Annotated in this window: 17 protein-coding genes; 9 read left to right on the top strand and 8 right to left on the bottom strand. The window is 33.7% G+C overall.

The features are described 5' to 3' along the window. The 3 genes from murA to WC622_RS10055 form a co-directional block, all read right to left on the bottom strand. Positions 1 to 1,223 (bottom strand): UDP-N-acetylglucosamine 1-carboxyvinyltransferase (murA, locus tag WC622_RS10065; RefSeq protein WP_372819563.1); only part of this gene is annotated, 1,223 nt, incomplete at its 3' end. Positions 1,224 to 1,261: 38 nt separating this feature from the next. Further along, positions 1,262 to 1,933, bottom strand: a complete 672-nt coding sequence (locus WC622_RS10060) for a DUF4290 domain-containing protein (RefSeq protein ID WP_372819562.1) — start codon at positions 1,931 to 1,933, stop codon at positions 1,262 to 1,264. Between the two features lie 156 nt (positions 1,934 to 2,089). Further along, positions 2,090 to 4,375 (bottom strand): ATP-dependent helicase, encoded by a 2,286-nt coding sequence (locus WC622_RS10055; protein WP_372819561.1) that lies wholly within the window; start codon positions 4,373 to 4,375, stop codon positions 2,090 to 2,092. A gap of 299 nt (positions 4,376 to 4,674) precedes the next feature. Between WC622_RS10055 and WC622_RS10050 the strand changes: the two genes are divergently transcribed. Continuing rightward, entirely contained in the window at positions 4,675 to 6,045 is a 1,371-nt protein-coding gene (locus tag WC622_RS10050) for a dipeptidase (RefSeq protein ID WP_372819560.1), read from the top strand. 60 nt (positions 6,046 to 6,105) lie between these two features. Further along, positions 6,106 to 6,936, top strand: coding sequence for a glycoside hydrolase family 25 protein (locus tag WC622_RS10045; protein WP_372819559.1), 831 nt, complete (start codon positions 6,106 to 6,108; stop codon positions 6,934 to 6,936). Positions 6,937 to 6,982: 46 nt separating this feature from the next. Here WC622_RS10045 and WC622_RS10040 read toward each other — a convergent pair whose 3' ends face one another. Both WC622_RS10040 and WC622_RS10035 read right to left on the bottom strand, forming a co-directional pair. Continuing rightward, positions 6,983 to 7,576 carry a GIN domain-containing protein gene (locus WC622_RS10040; RefSeq protein WP_372819558.1) on the bottom strand — a complete coding sequence of 198 codons (594 nt, stop codon included), beginning with the start codon at positions 7,574 to 7,576 and terminating at the stop codon, positions 6,983 to 6,985. A 118-nt stretch (positions 7,577 to 7,694) separates the two neighbouring features. Next, positions 7,695 to 8,792 carry a mandelate racemase/muconate lactonizing enzyme family protein gene (locus tag WC622_RS10035; protein ID WP_372819557.1) on the bottom strand — a complete coding sequence of 366 codons (1,098 nt, stop codon included), beginning with the start codon at positions 8,790 to 8,792 and terminating at the stop codon, positions 7,695 to 7,697. A gap of 125 nt (positions 8,793 to 8,917) precedes the next feature. Here WC622_RS10035 and WC622_RS10030 point away from each other — a divergent pair, with 125 nt between their 5' ends. The 3 genes from WC622_RS10030 to WC622_RS10020 all read left to right on the top strand — a co-directional run bounded on the left by WC622_RS10030 (position 8,918) and on the right by WC622_RS10020 (position 11,960). After that, a complete protein-coding gene (locus WC622_RS10030) occupies positions 8,918 to 10,933 on the top strand; it encodes a thioredoxin domain-containing protein (RefSeq protein ID WP_372819556.1) in 2,016 nt (671 codons plus the stop codon). A 49-nt stretch (positions 10,934 to 10,982) separates the two neighbouring features. Further along, positions 10,983 to 11,180 carry a hypothetical protein gene (locus WC622_RS10025; protein ID WP_372819555.1) on the top strand — a complete coding sequence of 66 codons (198 nt, stop codon included), beginning with the start codon at positions 10,983 to 10,985 and terminating at the stop codon, positions 11,178 to 11,180. 276 nt (positions 11,181 to 11,456) lie between these two features. Continuing rightward, the gene (locus WC622_RS10020) at positions 11,457 to 11,960 is read left to right on the top strand and encodes a peptidylprolyl isomerase (RefSeq protein ID WP_372819554.1); all 504 of its coding nucleotides are present in this window, start codon (positions 11,457 to 11,459) and stop codon (positions 11,958 to 11,960) included. Between the two features lie 140 nt (positions 11,961 to 12,100). Here WC622_RS10020 and WC622_RS10015 read toward each other — a convergent pair whose 3' ends face one another. Both WC622_RS10015 and WC622_RS10010 read right to left on the bottom strand, forming a co-directional pair. Next, a complete protein-coding gene (locus tag WC622_RS10015) occupies positions 12,101 to 13,723 on the bottom strand; it encodes an ABC-F family ATP-binding cassette domain-containing protein (RefSeq protein ID WP_372819553.1) in 1,623 nt (540 codons plus the stop codon). Between the two features lie 236 nt (positions 13,724 to 13,959). Continuing rightward, positions 13,960 to 14,664, bottom strand: coding sequence for a hypothetical protein (locus WC622_RS10010; RefSeq protein ID WP_372819552.1), 705 nt, complete (start codon positions 14,662 to 14,664; stop codon positions 13,960 to 13,962). A gap of 59 nt (positions 14,665 to 14,723) precedes the next feature. On the opposite strand from WC622_RS10010, the gene WC622_RS10005 reads away from it, so the two are divergent. From WC622_RS10005 to WC622_RS09995, 3 genes are all read left to right on the top strand, one after another. Further along, a complete protein-coding gene (locus WC622_RS10005; RefSeq protein ID WP_372819551.1) occupies positions 14,724 to 14,894 on the top strand; it encodes a hypothetical protein in 171 nt (56 codons plus the stop codon). A gap of 116 nt (positions 14,895 to 15,010) precedes the next feature. Next, complete coding sequence (locus WC622_RS10000; RefSeq protein WP_372819550.1) at positions 15,011 to 15,586, top strand: nitroreductase; 576 nt, start codon at positions 15,011 to 15,013, stop codon at positions 15,584 to 15,586. Positions 15,587 to 15,665: 79 nt separating this feature from the next. Then, on the top strand, positions 15,666 to 16,118 hold the full coding sequence (locus WC622_RS09995) for a 3-oxoacyl-ACP synthase (protein ID WP_372819549.1): 453 nt from the start codon (positions 15,666 to 15,668) through the stop codon (positions 16,116 to 16,118). Positions 16,119 to 16,199: 81 nt separating this feature from the next. On the opposite strand, the gene WC622_RS09990 is transcribed toward WC622_RS09995, so the two are convergent. Next, positions 16,200 to 17,078 (bottom strand): polysaccharide deacetylase family protein, encoded by an 879-nt coding sequence (locus WC622_RS09990; RefSeq protein WP_372819548.1) that lies wholly within the window; start codon positions 17,076 to 17,078, stop codon positions 16,200 to 16,202. A gap of 183 nt (positions 17,079 to 17,261) precedes the next feature. On the opposite strand from WC622_RS09990, the gene WC622_RS09985 reads away from it, so the two are divergent. Next, positions 17,262 to 19,766 (top strand): DPP IV N-terminal domain-containing protein, encoded by a 2,505-nt coding sequence (locus WC622_RS09985; protein WP_372819547.1) that lies wholly within the window; start codon positions 17,262 to 17,264, stop codon positions 19,764 to 19,766. Positions 19,767 to 19,828 lie beyond the last annotated feature (62 nt).

Raw genomic sequence — 19,828 nt, 5'->3', positions numbered from 1 at the left:
TAAATTGTCGAAGTCCCTTCTGCAGATAAAGCAGCAATTAACAAGGAAACCCCAGCACGAATATCTGGAGAAGTCATGCTAATTCCACGAAGTTGATATTTCTTATCAATTCCGTTTACTGTAGCACGGTGTGGATCACATAAAATGATCTGTGCACCCATATCTATTAATTTATCTACAAAGAATAAACGACTTTCAAACATTTTCTGATGGATCAATACATTTCCTTTAGCCTGTGTTGCTACAACTAGAACAATACTTAATAAATCTGGGGTAAATCCTGGCCAAGGTGAATCTGCAATGGTTAAAATAGATCCATCAATAAAAGTATCTATTTCATAATGTTTTTGAGAAGGAATATAAATATCATCACCTCTGCGCTCTAATTTTATCCCCAATTTCTTAAAAACTTCTGGAATAACACCTAGCTCATCGTAACATACATTTTTGATGGTGATTTCAGACTCTGTCATGGCTGCTAAACCGATGAAAGAACCAATTTCAATCATATCTGGCAACATTCTGTGTTCAGTACCACCTAATTTTGTTACACCTTCAATTGTTAATAAATTAGAGCCAATGCCAGATATTTTAGCGCCCATACGGTTAAGCATTTTACATAATTGCTGTAAATAAGGTTCGCAAGCAGCGTTATAAATTGTTGTTGTACCTTTTGCTAACACAGCAGCCATTACAATGTTTGCAGTTCCGGTTACAGATGCTTCATCTAATAAAATATAAGCACCTCTTAAATTAGTAGCATCAACATTAAAAAATGCTCTTTTACTATCGTAGATAAATTTGGCACCTAATTTTTCAAAACCAATGAAGTGCGTATCTAACCGACGACGACCAATCTTATCACCACCTGGTTTTGGGATTGCAGCCTTACCAAAACGAGCCAATAATGGGCCGACAATCATAATGGAACCACGTAAACCTCCACCTTTAGCTTTAAATACATCAGATTCGAAAAAATCTAGTTTAATATCTTTAGCTTCAAAAGTATAAGTGTCTTTGTTGATACGTTCAACTAATACCCCTAAATCTCCTAGTAATTCAATCAGTTTATTTACATCTTTAATATCAGGAATATTGCTGATACTAATTTTTTGGTCGGTTAATAAAACAGCAGATAGAATTTGTAGGGCTTCGTTTTTTGCTCCTTGTGGAGTGATTTCGCCTTTTAATTTCTTGCCACCTATAATTTCGAATGCATTCATTTGGTTGTATTTATCTCGTTAATAAACGATGAGATGAATTAATGTCTTTGTTTTGGATTGTTATTTCTTTGTTGGCGCCCACCATTATTATTGTTTTGGCGTCCTTTATTGTTGTTGTTTCGCCCACGATTGTTATTATTTGGTCTATTTACTTGAGGTCTAAATTCAACTTTTTGCAAGTTTACATTTTCATCGAGTTCTAAATTACCTCCAGAAAGCTCACGCAAATTTTTAAAAATCACTTCATCAGAAACATTATCTTTATTCCATTGCACATAAGCCATTTTCATAAAGTTGGCAATGCCTTGCACCATAGCTGATTTACGTTCAGGATTTTCTTCTTCAATCGTTTTTTCAATCAGTTTTTCTACAGTTTTACCATAGTGTTTATATCTAATTTTTTGTTGAGGATAACCAATATGTGCAGGCTTAAATTGTGCTGCTTCTGGATTAGGTTTTGGATAAGGGCTGTCTACATCAATCTTAAAATCAGAAATGATGTGTAAATGATCCCATAATTTATGTTTAAAATCTGCAACATCGCGTAGATGTGGGTTTAAAAAACCCATCAAGTCTATTACTGCTTGTGCATATTTATTGCGTTCTTCTTTGGTTGGTAAATCAATAATGTACTTCACCATATTTTGTACATTACGACCATACTCCGCCAAAATTAAATCGCTACGAGTGGTATTATAATCGAAATTCATTGAATAAATTTAATATTGAAAATAGTTATTGTTAGGCACATTATGAAATAACCAAAACAAAAATACGTGGTTGAAAACCAGAACGATATTTTAATGAGAAATTTTGGTTAAGAATTCATCGAAATGTTGAAGCCCTTAATGCATCAAAGATACTAATTATTTAACAATTCGCAATTTGGCAAATTTCAATAACAACTGCTTATTCCCTAAGCCCTGAAAAAATACCGTTGCTTTCACGTCTGGTAAAGTTCCTTCTAAATTTACAATTTTTCCAAACCCAAATTTTTCGTGTTCTACATCCATTCCATTTTGAAACTCGTTTGACGCATTTGGTGTAAAACCAGGTGTTGGGACGTGAGCTTTTGGTAAAATAGACGTTGTTTTTGGTCTAATGGTAGTGGTACTTGTTGCAGGTTTTGGTGTAAACTCACGCTGCTGGCTCCAACTTTTGCGTTCACTGTCAAAACTATTTTCTCCAAAACTACTTTTTGCAGGTTTAACAACTTCTAATTCCAAAAAAGATGGATTGATTTCATTAATAAAACGACTTGGTTCACAAGAAGTTAATTGTCCCCAACGGTAACGAGAAGTAGCATACGTAATTGTTAATTTCTTCTCTGCACGAGTGATGGCCACGTAAAATAATCTGCGTTCTTCCTCTAAATCTGTTCTTGAAGTTAATGACATTTGTGAAGGGAAGAGGTTTTCTTCTAAGCCAACGATAAATACATTCTTAAACTCCAAACCTTTGGCCGAGTGAATGGTCATTAGCGAAACCGTATCTGCATCTTTGTTTTTATCATTATCATCATTAGTTAGCAAAGCGATATCTTGCATAAAAATCGCTAAACTTCTATCTTCAATATCTTCTCGTTCTGCAAATTCCTTAATTCCGTTCAATAACTCTTGTATGTTTTCATAACGTGAACGACCTTCAACGCTATCATCGGTATGTAATTCTTTTAAGATTCCTGAATGTTGGGCGATATATAAAGCAGTTTCATACGCATCTAATTTTTTAGATTCTGCTGCAAAACTTTGTATCATCACTGCAAAATCATTCAGTTGATTTGCAATTCTGCCTTGTATATATTGCTGCGGATTACAAATTACTTGCCACATCGTCACATCATGTTGGTCTGCAGCTGCTGATATTTTCTCTACGGTAGTGTCGCCTAAACCACGACGAGGATAGTTGATGACACGTTTAATCGCTTCTTCATCCGCTGGATTAAATGTTAAACGGAAGTATGCAATTAAGTCTTTAATCTCTTTACGTTGATAAAAAGACAAACCGCCATAAATTTTATAAGGCACATTCAATTTACGCAAAGCTTCCTCCATTGCTCTACTTTGTGCATTGGTACGGTATAAAATCGCAAAATCGTGATATTTTAATCCGCTATTTGCTCGGTCTTGCACAATTGCTTCGGCAACTAATTTACCTTCTTCATTATCAGAAAAAGCCCTCGAAACTTTAATTCGATCACCTTTTTCGTTTTCAGAGAATACGTTTTTTTCTAATTGATGTTTGTTATTAGCGATAATGCTATTGGCAACTTCAACTATGTTTTGCGTAGAACGATAATTTTGTTCCAATTTGTAAACTTTCAAATCAGGATAATCGCGTTCGAAGTTTAGAATATTCTGAATATTTGCTCCACGGAAAGCATAAATGCTTTGTGCATCGTCACCAACCACACAAATATTTTGATGCGCTGCAGCCAATTTTTTAACAATAGTATATTGGGAAAAGTTAGTATCCTGATACTCATCAACCATCAAATATTTAAACTTATGTTGATATTTATTTAAAACGTCAGGATGATTTTTAAGTAGCACATTGGTTTTAAACAACAAATCATCAAAATCCATTGCTCCCGCTTTATAGCAACGTTTTGCATATGTTTCGTAAATCAAGCCTAAAAGTGGACGTTTATTGCCAGCATCTTCTGCTTGAATTTGATCGTTTTCTAAATATTCTGTTGCAGAAACTAAATTATTTTTAGCAGATGAAATGCGATTGTAAACTACATTAGCAGCATACAATTTATCATCCAATTGCATCTCTTTTAGTATCGTACGTATTAAACTTTTGCTATCATCTGTATCATAAATGGTAAAGTTCGAAGGATAACCAATTTTCTCAGCTTCTACACGTAAAATTTTCGCAAAAACAGAGTGGAAAGTACCCATCCAAATGTTTTTAGCTTCATTACCAACAACTTTTCCAATACGCTCACGCATATCTTTACTAGCTTTATTGGTAAATGTAAGCACTAAAATATTAAACGCATCAACGCCTTTTTCTATTAAATGCGCAACCCTATACGTAATAACCCTCGTTTTGCCCGAACCCGCACCAGCAACAATCATTACTGGTCCTTGGGTGTTTTCTACTGCTGCTCTTTGTTGTGGGTTTAATCCTGCTAAATAATCCAAATCCGTTCCTTCTTTTGAACCTCAAAAATAACAAATTATGTGCTGTTATGAAAAGGTGTTGGTAATTTATGGTGAAGAATTTTTTTAGAAAAGCCAGGACAACTTTTCATAATAATATTAGTCATTTGCTTTCACTAATCCCGATGAAAATAGAGAAACCACTTCGCCAAGGTTTAGAAAGGCTGGGGTTGTGCAGTTAGGTAATTTTTTATGCATGGAGCTTTACGAATTAATTTTGATCGGATTGTTTTTATCAGTCTTTTAACGAAAAACCTATATTTGTTCAAAATATAAATGTTATGCAAGAAATCAAGAAATATGTTGAAGATAATAAACAACGCTTTTTAGATGAGTTGTTCGAATTGTTGCGTTTTCCATCGGTTAGTGCCGACCCTAAATATAAAGGTGACGTATTAAAAACAGCCGATTTTGTAGCGCAGAAATTGACAGCAGCAGGAGCTGATAAAGTTGAAATTTGCGAAACAGCTGGTTATCCGATAGTTTATGGAGAGAAAATAATAGATGCAAAACTGCCGACCGTTTTGATTTATGGGCACTATGATGTGCAACCACCAGATCCATTAGAATTATGGAAAACTCCTCCTTTTGAACCAACAGTACGCGATGGTAAAATTTACGCTCGTGGTGCTTGCGATGATAAAGGACAGTTTTATATGCATGTAAAAGCGTTCGAATTAATGATGAAAACCAATACCTTGGCTTGCAACGTTAAATTTATGATTGAAGGCGAAGAAGAAGTGGGTTCTGCAAACTTGGGTATTTTTGTGAAAGCTAATGCAGACCGATTGAAAGCTGATGTAGTTTTAATTTCTGATACATCAATGATTTCAATGGAAAACCCATCTATAGAAACTGGTTTACGTGGTTTAGCCTACATGGAAGTAGAGGTTGTGGGTCCAAATCGCGACTTACACTCTGGCGTTTATGGTGGTGCAGTAGCAAATCCTGCTACTGTTTTATGTAAGATGATTGCTTCATTACATGACGAAAATAATCACATTACTATACCTGAATTTTATGATAAAGTAATAGAATTAACGGATGAAGAGAAAAAAGCATTAAATTCTGCTCCATTTGATTTGACTGAATACAAAGAAGATCTTGATATTAAAGCAGATTGGGGAGAAAAAGGATACAGCACTTTAGAGAGGACAGGAACAAGACCAACCTTAGAAGTAAACGGAATTTGGAGTGGTTACATAGGTGAAGGTGCTAAAACCGTTTTACCAAGTAAAGCAAATGCAAAAATATCTATGCGTTTAGTGCCCAATCAAAATTCTGATGAAATTGCAGCCATATTTACTAAACATTTCGAAAGTATTGCACCGGATTATGTGAAAGTAAAGGTTACCGCACATCATGGTGGTGAACCAGTGGTTACTCCAACAGACAGTATTGCTTACAAAGCTGCTGAAAAAGCAATTGAAGATAGTTTTGGTAAAAAACCTATTCCAACTCGCGGAGGTGGAAGTATTCCAATAGTAGCGTTATTTGAAGATGTTTTAGGTATTAAATCCGTATTATTTGGCTTTGGTTTAGATAGTGATGCATTGCACTCGCCAAATGAAAAATACGATATTTACAACTATTACAAAGGCATTGAAACATTGCCATTATTTCATAAATACTATGCTGAATTAAGTAAATAAGCTTTGACTATATAAGGAATGTAACTAAACTTACATTCCTTATATTGGTTAAAAAATAAAATGCCAGTCAAGAAAAGAAAATCTTCTCGAAAAAAAAGCAAAGACCTGTCTATACAGCTAAAATTTGCGATTGTCGGTGTTTTATTAGTGCTATTATCACCGTTTTATTATGGCTACGTAGTGAAAATTGCTACATCAACTTGGTTCTGGTTACGCCATCCGGGCGAAGATAAAAACTACAGGACATACGAAAGCTTCAATATCAAAATCCCCAAAAAATATACAGTTCATGGGATTGATGTTTCTTATTATCAAGGGAAAATAGATTGGCAAAAGGTAAAAGCAATGAAAGAAGATGATGTGCATGTTACATTCGCTTTTATTAAAGCTACCGAAGGACTTTTAAATGTAGATCCATATTTTCTACGAAACTGGCGTGAAGCTCCAAAAGCGGGTATAAAAGTAGGGGCATATCACTTTTTTAGACCAAAAAGATCTGGTTTATGGCAAGCTAACTTTTTCTTACAAACAGCTAATTTTGAAAAAGGAGATTTACCTCCAGTCGTTGATATAGAAAGTTTAGATGGCGTTTCTCCAGAAAAGATGCGTAAAGAATTAAATGCATTTATCATCCAAATTGAAGAAAAGACAAAAGTTAAACCAATCATTTATTCAGGGCTTAAATTCTATCAAGATAATTTGATGAGTTACTATGATGATTATCCTTTTTGGGTAGCGCATTATCACCAGCCTAAACTAAAATTGGCTACTAATACTTGGAAATTCTGGCAACATTCTGATAAAGCTCGCATTAACGGAATTAATCACGTTGTTGATTTTAATGCTTTTAATGGAGATAGTTTGGCCTTTACCCAAATTTTAATCAAATAAAAGAGCCTACCAAAACTTGATAGGCTTTTAAATTCTGTATTCTTTCTTAGTCTCTACTTGCAACATACACCGAAGATTGCATGTCAGTTTGTTTAGATTGAAATCTGTTTAAGCTAATTTTAGACGATTTATCCATGTTAATAGTATATAAATTTGTCGATCCTTTTAGATCTAATTTTGAAGATCCTGTTATTGTAGTATATAAATTTTCAGTCTTAGCATTTAATTTTACATAAGCATTACCTGATATATACACTTGAAGATATTTTAAAGTTAATGTATTGTTTGCTAATACAGAGGCATTTTCTGAAGCTTCTATTCTATAAATATCATCAACATAAATAGTTATTTTTCCAGCTTGATTTTTGTTTTTTGAACTTACAAAAATAGAGCTACCTGCTTTTTTTACCAAAACATCTTCATTTCCTTCGTTTGTATATAATACGTTAGACTTTGAATTTTGGATAATAGTTACCTCTACATTTCCGCTAATCTTTAATTTATTAATGGAAGAAATTTTTACTGCACTTGCAGAAATTGATGTTTCATTTACAGGATTAACTGCATAAACAGTTGCTGATGAGATGGTTGCTAATGCGATTAAGCCAGTAGCAAAAATTGTTTTGATTGAAGTTTTCATAATTTGTGGGTTTTGTTAATAAGACGACCACAATCAAAAAAAGTTGCATGCTACTATGCAGTATTATACGAAAACTTCGTAATTATCGACGAACAGGTTTTTAAGTTCGATGAAAAAATTAAACAGTCCAACTTTCACAGCTCTTCAAAAACTTTTCATCCGCATCTGAGCCAATCCCAATCGTTTCAGGAACAGTTAAAAAGTAACCATCATAAGTTAATCCGCCGATAACTGGATCAACTAAATGACCTAATAAACAGGTGTCTAAATCAAAAAATACCACATTAGGACTTGCTAAAGCGAAATGTAAATTAGCACTTAACGCAATTCTACTTTCAAGCATGCTGCCAATCATACATTTTACACCATGTTGCAAAGCTTCTTCATGTATTTTCTGCGCTTCTAAAATTCCACCAGATTTAGCGAACTTGATATTCAAATATTCACAAGCCTTGCTATTAATAAGCTTTCTAGCATCATGATGGTTATAACAGCTTTCATCAGCCATTAATTTAATAGGAGAATTTAATGCCAATTCAGGTAATTTATCATCAAACCAAGTGCGCATGGGTTGCTCACAAAACTCAATATTTTCAGATTCTAATTCACCCAAAGCAAAAAGAGCATCATCAAAACTCCAACCTTGATTTGCATCTAAACGTAAAATCATTTCATCTCCTATGGCAGCTCTAATCTGTTTTACTCGCTCAATATCTTCATGTACTTTTTTGCCTAGCTTAATTTTAATAATTCTACATCCATTATTTTTATACTTCAATGCAGTCTGTGCCATTCCTTCAGGCGTATCAATGCCAATGGTCATATCAGTTTCAATCGTTCTTTTATGCCCACCTAAAAATTGATATAAAGGTTGTTTCGCATTTTTTGAAGCTATATCAAACAAAGCCATATCAAAAGCGCTTTTTATAGTTGCATTATGATCGGCATAAGCTAATAAATCTTGCATCCGTTCCGGTATTTCCAACGGATTTTTCCCTTTCCATATCTGTGCAAAATCTTTAGCTATGGCCAAGCAAGTTTCTTGAGTTTCGCCAACAATCATTGGGAAAGCAGAACATTCGCCAACACCATAAATACCTGCATCCGTAAAAATTCTGATGAACACATTTTGTGCAAAATGCATGGTACCAGTTGCAATTACAAAAGGCTCCATTGGGATACTAAAACGATAAATTTCGGTATGTGTGATTTTCATTTTTTGAGATATGAGATTTGAAAATGCTAAAGTAAAAAACAATAATTAATCCAGAGGGGTTAAACAGATAATTTATAATTTTACAAGATTGAGAAAATTAGTCTCAAATCCCAACACTCAAATCTATGCAACAGCCTAATAACCTTATCCATGCTTCTTCGCCTTATTTATTGCAACACGCTTATAATCCTGTCGAATGGCATGAATGGGGGGTAGATGCATTAGAAAAAGCAAAGCGAGAAAATAAATTGATTTTGGTAAGTATTGGCTACTCGGCTTGTCATTGGTGTCATGTAATGGAACACGAAAGCTTTGAAAACCATGAAGTTGCCGAAGTAATGAACCAAAATTTTGTATGCATAAAAGTAGATCGAGAGGAGCGGCCAGATATAGATCAAATTTATATGTTGGCCGTACAATTAATGAATGGAAATGGAGGTTGGCCATTAAATGCAATCTGTTTACCAGATCAAAGACCAGTGTATGGCGGTACTTATTTTAGAAAAAACGATTGGATTAATATTCTAGAAAATGTATCGGACCTCTGGAAAAATGAGCCAGAAAAAGCGTTGAATTATGCAGAGCGATTAACGGATGGCATCCAACAATCTGAGAAAATCGTTTCTTCAACAGAAGAAGTTGTTTTTAGTAAATCGCATCTGGCAGAGATAATTGAACCTTGGAAGCGTCATTTTGATATTACCGAAGGGGGTTATAATAGAGCACCAAAATTTCCCCTACCAAATAATTGGAGTTTTTTATTAAAATACAGCTTTTTGACACCAGATGAAGCTTCTTTTACCGCAGTTTGTACCACACTAGAAAGTATGGCAATGGGTGGGATTTATGATCAAATAGGAGGTGGCTTTGCTAGATATTCTGTTGATGATAAATGGCATGTTCCTCACTTCGAAAAAATGTTGTACGATAATGCTCAGCTGATTAGCTTATACACAGAAGCATATCAATGTTTAAAATTTGAGCCCTTTAAGCAAGTCATTGTAGAATCTATTGATTGGGTTTTTAGAGAAATGAGTGCAGAAAATGGGTTATTTTATTCTGCTTTAGATGCGGATAGTGAAGGTGTTGAAGGAAAATTTTATGTATGGGATAAATCAACTTTTGATAAAGTACTTGGTGAAGATGCCACTTTGTTAGCAGATTATTTTAATGTGACTGAAGAGGGGAATTGGGAAGAAGAGCAAACCAATATCTTAATGAGAATATATCAAGAAGAGGATTTTTTAGAAATACATGGAATAGATGCTGAGACACTTTATAATAAAATAGCATTAGCAAAAGCAAAATTATTGGATGAACGAAGCAAAAGGATAAGCCCAGGTTTAGATGATAAATGTTTAACCGCTTGGAACTCAATGATGATTAAAGCATTGGCAGATGCATCGCAAGTTTTGGATTATGAAATGTATTATGACCGAGCAAAAAAAGCTACAGAATTCATTTTAAATAACATGATCACGTCTGATGGAGGCCTGTATCGTAATTACAAGAATGAAAAAGCATCAATTCCTGGGTTTTTAGATGATTATGCTTTTATGATTGAGGCTTTAATAGCGCTTTATGAAATAGATTTTAACGAAGAGTGGTTAGAAGAAGCAAAATCCCTGACTAATTATGTATTAACTAATTTCAAGGATGAGGAGAATGATATGTTTTTTTATACTGCCGGGAATGGTGAAAAATTAATCGCTCGTAAGCATGAAGTGATGGATAATGTAATACCTGCATCGAATTCGGTTATGGCACAAAATCTGCAAAAATTAGGTTTATTTTATGATGATGAAAATTATCGTGAAAAGGCATCAGCTATGCTAAAATCAGTTTTGCCAAGTATAAAAGCTTACGGTTCGGCCTATTCAAATTGGTGTATTCAATTGCTGAATGAAGTCTATGGTATAAATGAAATTGCAATAGTGGGTTTTGATCTGCAAGAAGCTAAAAATGAGTTGAATAATTTCTACATCCCTAATAAAATTATTTTAGGTGGAATAAAAAGTGAGCTTCCATTATTAAAAGACAAAGAAAGTGAAGAAACAAAAATTTATGTATGCAAAAATAAAACCTGTCAACTGCCGGTAAATACAGTTGCTGAAGCAATTAAAAATATAAAAGCTCATTAACTATCATATTAACGAAGGTGCCTTTGTTTAAATTTGGGTAGATTGCGCTATGTTAGAAAAAGAAGAAGGCATTATTGCAAAGAGAAAATCTTTAGTTAAAGAAATAGCTAAGTTAAAAAAAGCCTATTTAACAATTAGAGACAAATCAGAAAAACATAGTGCAGTAGCCAAAATTGCTGAAAAGCAAAAGGAATTGGCGCAAATTCGAGAGGAATTTATTGATGAACAAACTAAGAATAGAAAATAAATGTCTAAATGACATAATTTAATTTTCAAACTATAATCTCCCAGTCTGCCTTGCTCATTATATGGCTGATAGCGTTTTTTGGTGCTATTCCAAAACTTTAAACATTTTTTTGCAACAATTAAACACGTTTTTTGTTAACCTAATAATTAGATTATCTTTGCCCTGCATTTTATTAAAAGGACAATTTTAAATCCATAAATATTTGCAAAATAAAACTTGCCAACTGCCTGTAGGTACTGTTGCCGAGGCAATACAAAACATAAAAAACCACTAAGAATGAACATTAATTCGAACACAGTAGTGTCTATAACTTATGAACTACACACTACTACTCCAGAAGGTCAGCAAGTTTTTGTTGAAAAAGCAAACGAAGAACAGCCATTAGTATTTTTATACGGCGTAGGTATGATGTTACCTAAATTTGAAGAACATTTAGCAGGCTTAAAAGCTGGTGATGAATATAGTTTTGAACTTTCTCCAGCAGATGGTTACGGCGAATTGGATGCAACTGCTCATGTAGATTTGCCAATAGATATGTTTAAAGAAGCTGGTGAATTACCTAAAGTTGGTGATGTTATTCCTTTACAAGATAACCAAGGAAATCAATTCCGTGCTGGTGTAACTGGTGTACATGAAGAAATTATTTCGGTTGATTTAAATCACCCAATGGCAGGTAAAAACTTAATTTTTGCTGGTAAAATATTATCAGTACGTGAAGCAACTGCTGATGAATTAAGTCATGGACATGCTCATGGTGCTGATGGCCATTCAGGTCATTAATCAGTTTTCAATAATATAAAAAAAGCCCCGATAAATTATCGGGGCTTTTTTATGGGATCTCGTCATTGCGAGGAACGAAGCAATCTTAAAGCGATTGTGATTTATATGAGTTGCTTCGACGGGCTCAGCATGACAAGAAATTATTTATACATTTCTTCTCTCAACTTCGCTACTTCTTCACTATTTATATAATCGTCATAGCTCATCATTCTATCAATACTTCCTTTTGGCGTAAGTTCAATAATTCTTGTAGCTACTGATTCTGTTAACGCATGATCTCGTGAAGTAAATAAAATAGTGCCTTTAAAATCTTTCATGCCGTTATTTAAAGCAGTAATCGATTCCAAATCCAAGTGATTGGTTGGCTCGTCAAACATTAACAAGTTAGCTAATTGCAGCATCATTCTGCTGAACATGCAACGCATTTTCTCGCCTCCAGAAAGAACTTTTACGTTTTTCAATACTTCATCTCCTGAGAAAAGCATTCTGCCTAAAAAGCTTCTTACAAATTGCTCATCAGCATCGGTACCTGAATATTCACGTAACCAATCCACTAAGTTTTCATCTTTTCCTTCAAAATAATTAGAGTTATCATTCGGAATATCAGCTGTGCTAATGGTTACTCCAAATTTAAAATCTCCTTTGTAACTGGTATCTCTACCCGATAAAACATCATAGAATGCAGTCGTTGCTAAACTATTTTGAGAAAGTATGGCAATTTTATCACCTTTATTTACCATAAAGTTTACGCCACTAAATAAAACTTCACCATTGGCTGTTTTACTTAGATTCTCTACTTGTAGAATCTGATCTCCCGCTTCGCGACCTAAATTATTAAACAAAATAGCAGGGTATTTTCTGCTTGATGCTTTGATTTCAGAGATATCGATTTTATCTAATGCTTTTTTACGAGACGTTGCTTGTTTTGATTTAGACGCATTTGCACTAAAACGCTGAATAAATTCTTGTAATTCTTTAACTTTTTCCTCTAGTTTTTTATTCTGATCACTACGTTGTTTCAATGCTAGCTGGCTTGATTCATACCAGAAAGTATAGTTACCTGTATAAATGCTCATTTTACTGAAATCTATATCCACAATGTGAGTACAAACTGCATCTAAAAAGTGCCTATCGTGAGAAACAACTAATACAATAGCTTGATAATCTGCTAAGAAATTCTCTAACCAAGCAATCGTATCAATGTCCAAATCGTTGGTAGGCTCATCTAATAATAAAATATCAGGATTGCCAAATAAAGCCTGTGCTAATAATACACGTACCTTTTGGTTACCATCTAATTCTTTCAATAATTTATAATGATGCTCTTCTTTAATCCCTAAATTGCTCAATAAAGTGGCCGCATTACTTTCCATATTCCAACCATCTTTCTCAGCAAAAAGATTTTCTAATTCACCAGCACGTTCACCATCTTTATCAGAAAAATCTTCCTTTAAATAAATAGCATCCTTTTCAATCATGATGTCGTACAATTCCTTGTGACCCATCATAACGGTCTCAATTACTGTATTTTCATCAAATTCATAGTGATTTTGTTTTAAAACCGCCATGCGTTCACCAGGCGTAAAAGCCACAGAACCACTTGTTTGGTTTACTTCACCACTTAAAATTTTTAAAAAAGTAGATTTACCTGCGCCATTTGCACCTATAACGCCATAGCAATTGCCTTGGGTAAATTTAAGGTTAACATCTTCAAAAAGAGTACGTTTACCGTAACGTAGGGATAGATTAGAAACTGAAATCATGTTGCTTAAAAATAAGGTGCAAAGGTACGTATAAAGGTTGAGGGTTAAAAGGGAGAAGGTAAAAGGTTTTTGAAAACAAATGTTAGTTTTTTATAGCACAGCAGCCTCTCTTTCCAATTTACTTTCATCTTGTTTCTTTGGCTAAAGTTCTCACTAAAGTTTAAAAATATAGCTCTTGGTAAAATTTAGACAAAAAAAAAGCAATCTGAAGATTGCTTTTAAAAATTATAGTTGAATTAATAATTCCACTTAAATCTTCTAGTCTGACTTGGGTTTGGATCGAAAACAAGATTAGTAGAAACTTTAAATTCTGCTTCCACATCTTTACCGCTGTATGTTGATGGTATCCAGTCAATTGGGAAATCAAGATCTTTGTTGTTAATGTCAAAAGTGTAATTAGTACCTCTAAAATTATAAATTACTGAATATTTAACGTCTTTTGCAGATTTTACGATAGCAGTAATAGTAACCAATGTAGGTTTATTATAGATTATATTATCTTTTGGATATCCAGCTTTTGCAGCTTCACCTAATAATGATACATATTGATCGATAGAACAGATAGGAAGAAGTGGAGAGGCTCCTTTTGCTACATCATCATTCTTATCAAGAATTGTGATTTCCGCTTTTTTTATAGTTACAGTATCTATATATAATAATTTCTTTAAATCATAATTATACCTTATAAATACAGTTTTGTCACTGTTAAAGGCATACCAGTTGCCTGTTCTTTTTTCTTCTTTGTAAGTCCCTCTAAGCCAAACGTTTCTTTCTGTATTTTCAACAAAATAAGCGCCATCTAATTTGTTCTTTTCATTTAAATTATAGGTTAATCTTGAGTTGTCAGAAAGAATTTTAGTTTTTTGTACAGTATCGGTACGATTAATTATTGCCGTAATTAAGGCACTAGCAATTAATATTGGAAAAATAATAACTTTCATAATAAATGGTTTAATTTAACTTAAAGTTAAGTATTTAAATATTTCTCAACAAGTTTTTTATGAAAAAGACAACTATTATGGGGTTAATTAATAAAACCATTGGTAAAAATCAAATGCTTATCTACATAAATAACCCGCCTTTAGATGTTAAGGACCTAATTGGTATAACCTTTTATAAAGAAGAACAAATTGCATTTAGGGCAACTTGGATTTTAGCAAACATCTACTAGAAAACAGTGGCTTTTATTCTAAAGTGAAACGGATAAGAAAACAGCTAGCAATGCAACAATAAAGCAATAAAACAATCTTTTATCAAAACTAGAACCTTAAAATTTTAATTTTGGACATGAGTAATTACGAAGTTTTATCAAAGATCATAAAAAATAGACGCAGCATTTTTCCTGATAGTTATATACAAAAGGAAATTACAGTAGATATTATTGAGCAAATTTTAGAAAGTGCTAATTATGCGCCAACGCACAAATTAACACAACCTTGGCGTTTTGTAGTGATTAGAAAAGAAGCGAAAGCAAAGTTAGGAGCAGAGTTAGGTCGTTTGTATAAGGAAACAGTTTCTCAAGGAAATTATTTACAGAAAAAGTACGATAGCTTTTCAGCCAAAACCGCACAAGCGGATTGTATTTTAGCTATTAACATTCAATTCCATGCAGATAAAGTGCCTGCTTGGGAAGAAATTGCTGCAACAGCTTGCGCAGTGCAAAATATAGCATTAACTGCCGATGCTTTAAATATCGGTGCGTATTGGAGTTCGCCGCCTTTAATTTCTGACTTAGGAGATTTTTTAAACCTTGCTGAAAATGAAAAATGCTACGGTTTATTTTACATGGGCTATCACAACGAAGAACCTCGTGAAGCAAGCAGAACCGCCATGGCAACTAAAGTTAAATGGTTAGAAAAATAGTTTTCAATTAAAATCGCAGACCAATAAGTGGTAATGCAACTTAAATTTTAATATATTTAGTTTGCTTAACTAACAAACTATGCAAGAAATCAAATCATCCCTATATCAACTTTGTTTAAATTTTATAAAAGAACGTATACAAACTGCTGAAACTGCTTTACAACAAGCTCGTGAAGCAAGTAATGACGATACAAAGAGTAGCGCTGGCGATAAGTATGAAACCAGTCGTGAAATGATGCAACAAGATATAGATCGAAATAAACGATTATTAATTGATGCAGAAGAAAACTATAAAGTATTAAGCTCTCTAAAAGACGCACCTTTTTCTGAAGAGGCTCGCAACGGAAGTTTAGTATATACCAATCAAGGTAATTTCTATTTAAGTATTAGCGCTGGACAGTTACACTTAGGCAAAGAAACTGTATTTGCAATATCGGCAGTTTCTCCAATTGGTAAGTTATTGTTGGGCAAACAAAAAGGTGGTTCTTTTGATTTTAACGGGAAAAAATACCAAATTAAAGAGGTGGCATAAAAATTTTTTCATTCTGAGAGCAACGAAGAATCTATAATACGTCCAAGAGATTCTTCGCTACGCTCTGAATAACAAACTATATTAAAAGCTATTTTTAATACTATTGCTTAATGTTTTAGGGCTCCAATAACCACTCGCTATAATTCTTCTAATGGTAAACAATGGATCTTTTTCATCACGTTTGGTTGATAATTGAAAAGCCATTCTAAAACCACGTTTTTTCAATTCAGGTATTCCTTCAGCATTCCATAAACCAAATGGATAAGCAAATTCCGTCATTTTTTTACCAGTAATTTCTTCTAGTTTCTTGGTTGGTTTATCTAATTGCTCTTCCCAATCTTTACCCGCATATTTTTTGAAGTTTTTATGATCGTACGTATGACTTCCAATTACATTTCCTTCATCCGAAAGTTGTTTAATTTGATCAGAAGACATATAATCTACAAACTTCCCTTTTCTGCCAATAGAAACAGTCATAATGAAATAAACCGCTTTATAACCCAATTTTTTTAAGGTTGGATTAACAATTGTAAACTGATCTAGATCTGTATCATCAAAAGTTAACATGATTGGTTTTGAAGGTAATTTCGCTCCAGTATTTAAGTAAGCGTACAATTGATCAGGCAAAATAGTATGATAACCGCTATCTGCTAACATTTTCATTTGATCTTTGAAATTCTGTATTTCTACAATGTAATCTTTACCAACTTTACCATCAGTAGCTTTCCAGTTGCGCACTTGGTGATAACATAAAATTGGAACTTGTTTACGTTCTAAAATCGTTTTTGCATCAGCAACTTTTATGTTAGTCACATCAACTTTTTCTGTAGAAGTACCATCTGCCGCTGCCACCTCTGTACTATCTTTTACATTTCCATCGGCAGTAGACTGTGATTTAGTTTGGCAACCAGCTACTAAAATCAATGCACTCGCGATAAGTGATAAGAAATTCTTTTTCATGTTATAATCTTTAGCACAAAACTATAAAAACAAGATAGATTTATGCGAGAAATTCGTACAGTGTGGATAAAATTATAAATGTTCAATAAATTAGCACCTCTATCTATTTTATTACAAATAAATCGACTGTTAAAGGCACATTTTAAATAAATTAGGCCTTTTATTTACTTTTAAAAATCATCAATGAAGAAACTCTACTCACTCTTGTTTTTACTTTCAGTTTTGAGCATTCAAGTAATTGCCCAAACTAAAACTATTTCATTAACAGAAACAACTCAAGCGCCAGAAAAGGCTAATTATCAGGCAGCATCTCGTTATTCGCCAACAAAATTGAGAAAAATAATTTATTCAACAGCTGTTGACCCTCATTGGTTAAAATTGAGCAATAGATTTTGGTATCAATTCGAAACGCCTAACGGAAAAACTTGGTATATCGTTGAACCCGCGGTAAAAAGTAAAAAAGTACTGTTTGATAATTCGAAGTTAGCAGCACAAATCACGCTAATTGTTCGCGATCCTTTTGATACACAACATTTGCCAATCGAAAATTTAAAGTTTGCAAAAGACGAAAAGAGCATCAATTTCGAAATAAAAAGTACAATAGACGAAGTCAAAAAAGATAGAAAAGATAAAAAGGCTGCGGATTCTATGCAAAAGAAAATCTTTTTCTTTAACTACGAATTAGGAACTAATACGTTAACAGAAGTTAAAAATTACGATAAACCTAAAGCAAAACCATCGTGGGGTTCTGTTGCACCAGATTCTTCTGCTGTAATTTTTTCTCGTAATTACAACTTGTATTGGATGGATAAAGCCAATTATCTAAAAGCTGTTAAAAACGAAGATGATAGTACAATTGTAGAACATCAACTTACAAAAGATGGTGTAAAATTCTATTCGTATGGTAATGATGGTGATGGAGAAAACAATGAAGAAGTTATTAAAAACGATAAGAAAAGACGTGGAGCTTATGTTTTATGGTCGCCTGATGCTAAGTATTTTGTATTAGATAGAACTGACTCTAGAAAAGTAAAAGACCTTTGGGTAATTAATAGTGTAACTCCTGGCAGACCAACTTTAGAAACGTATAAATATCAAATGCCAGGAGAAAAGGAATCTCCTATTGATGAATTTGTACTGTTTAATTTTGCTGCAAAAACTCAGAAAACAATAAATACCACAGCGTTTAAAGATCAAAGTATTTCTAGTTGGGGCAAAGAAAATTTAAATAAGGATAGAGATAACGAGTTTCGCCCATCTATTTGGTTGGGAGATAATGAGAAATTCTATTTTTCACGTACTAGTAGAGATTTAAAACGCATTGATATTTGCACCATTAATATCCAAACTGGAGCAGTTACGCAACTTATCGACGAACGTTTTAATACCTATGTAGAAGTTCAACGCCCTGGACTAATTGATGGCGGAAAAGAAATTATTCATTGGAGTGAACGTGATGGTTGGGGCCATTTTTATTTATTTGATGGTAACGGGAAACTGAAAAATCAGATTACTTCTGGTGCATTTCATTGTGAAGCAATCGTAAGAATTGATCAAAAAAACAGAGTCCTTTATTTCACTGCAAATGGCCGTGAGGCAAAAGAAGATCCTTATTATATGCATTTATATAGCATTAATTTTGATGGCACTGGAATGAAATTACTGAATGGTGGAGATTTTGATCATGCTGTAAACATGAATGATGAAGCAAAATACTTTGTAGATAATTTCTCTAGAGTAAACACAGTTCCTAAATCAGTTTTACTAGATAATTTAGGTAATAAAGTAATGGATTTAGAAACTGCTGATTTATCGCTATTAATGGCAGCTGGTTATAAATTCCCAGAACCATTTAAAGTGAAAGCAGACGATGGCGTAACCGATATCTATGGTGTGATGTACAAGCCATTTAACTTCGATCCAACTAAAAAATATCCAATTATAGAGTACGTTTATCCAGGTCCGCAAACGGAAGCAGTAAATAAATCGTTTGGACGAAGCATGGATAGGGTAGATCGATTGGCGCAATTTGGTTATATTGTCATTACAGTTGGTAATAGAGGTGGAAATCCAGCTCGCTCGAAATGGTATCATACCTATGGCTACGGAAATTTACGCGATTATGGTTTAGCAGATAAAAAAGCAGCAATTGAACAGTTGGCTGATAAATACTCATTTATAGATGCGAGTAGAGTTGGGATTACTGGTCACTCTGGTGGTGGCTTCATGTCTACGGCAGCTTTATTGGTTTATCCCGATTTCTTTAAAGTTGCGGTTTCGGAGTCTGGTAACCATGATAACAGTATTTATAACCGTTGGTGGAGTGAGAAACATCATGGTGTAAAAGAAATTGTTTCGGCTAAAGGCGATACTACTTTCAAATATGCAATTGATAAAAACCCAGATTTAGCTAAAAACCTAAAAGGGCATTTATTATTAATGCATGGCGATGTTGATAATAACGTAAATCCAGCTAACTCAATTCGTGTAGCAAATGCATTAATTAAAGCAGGTAAAAGGTTCGATTACATGATTGTTCCCGGTCAACGTCACGCTTTTGGCGACATGACAGAATATATGTTTTGGCGTTTGGCCGATTACTTTAACAATTACTTATTAGGAGATTTTTCTCAATCAAGTAATGTGAATATCACAGAGATGGATAGAGAAGTAGAACGAAAACAATAAGACACCTAATTAATAGCAAAAGCGCAGATTCTTTTTGATCTGCGCTTTTGTTGCTTATACAC

It is taken from the genome of Pedobacter sp. (genome assembly GCF_041662865.1).
GTDB lineage: Bacteria > Bacteroidota > Bacteroidia > Sphingobacteriales > Sphingobacteriaceae > Pedobacter.
Note: the sequence above shows the minus strand (reverse complement) of the source record. Positions and strands in the feature narration are given on the sequence as shown.

What these genes read in the sequence shown, in the direction of transcription:
- WC622_RS10035 (WP_372819557.1), bottom strand. Translation starts at nt 8,792, where the DNA reads ATGAAAATCACACATACCGAAATTTATCGTTTTAGTATCCCAATGGAG.
- WC622_RS10045 (WP_372819559.1), top strand. Translation starts at nt 6,106, where the DNA reads ATGCCAGTCAAGAAAAGAAAATCTTCTCGAAAAAAAAGCAAAGACCTG.
- WC622_RS10030 (WP_372819556.1), top strand. Translation starts at nt 8,918, where the DNA reads ATGCAACAGCCTAATAACCTTATCCATGCTTCTTCGCCTTATTTATTG.
- WC622_RS10010 (WP_372819552.1), bottom strand. Translation starts at nt 14,664, where the DNA reads ATGAAAGTTATTATTTTTCCAATATTAATTGCTAGTGCCTTAATTACG.
- WC622_RS09995 (WP_372819549.1), top strand. Translation starts at nt 15,666, where the DNA reads ATGCAAGAAATCAAATCATCCCTATATCAACTTTGTTTAAATTTTATA.
- WC622_RS10025 (WP_372819555.1), top strand. Translation starts at nt 10,983, where the DNA reads ATGTTAGAAAAAGAAGAAGGCATTATTGCAAAGAGAAAATCTTTAGTT.
- WC622_RS09985 (WP_372819547.1), top strand. Translation starts at nt 17,262, where the DNA reads ATGAAGAAACTCTACTCACTCTTGTTTTTACTTTCAGTTTTGAGCATT.
- WC622_RS10060 (WP_372819562.1), bottom strand. Translation starts at nt 1,933, where the DNA reads ATGAATTTCGATTATAATACCACTCGTAGCGATTTAATTTTGGCGGAG.
- WC622_RS10015 (WP_372819553.1), bottom strand. Translation starts at nt 13,723, where the DNA reads ATGATTTCAGTTTCTAATCTATCCCTACGTTACGGTAAACGTACTCTT.
- WC622_RS10000 (WP_372819550.1), top strand. Translation starts at nt 15,011, where the DNA reads ATGAGTAATTACGAAGTTTTATCAAAGATCATAAAAAATAGACGCAGC.
- WC622_RS10050 (WP_372819560.1), top strand. Translation starts at nt 4,675, where the DNA reads ATGCAAGAAATCAAGAAATATGTTGAAGATAATAAACAACGCTTTTTA.
- WC622_RS09990 (WP_372819548.1), bottom strand. Translation starts at nt 17,078, where the DNA reads ATGAAAAAGAATTTCTTATCACTTATCGCGAGTGCATTGATTTTAGTA.
- WC622_RS10020 (WP_372819554.1), top strand. Translation starts at nt 11,457, where the DNA reads ATGAACATTAATTCGAACACAGTAGTGTCTATAACTTATGAACTACAC.
- WC622_RS10040 (WP_372819558.1), bottom strand. Translation starts at nt 7,576, where the DNA reads ATGAAAACTTCAATCAAAACAATTTTTGCTACTGGCTTAATCGCATTA.
- WC622_RS10005 (WP_372819551.1), top strand. Translation starts at nt 14,724, where the DNA reads ATGAAAAAGACAACTATTATGGGGTTAATTAATAAAACCATTGGTAAA.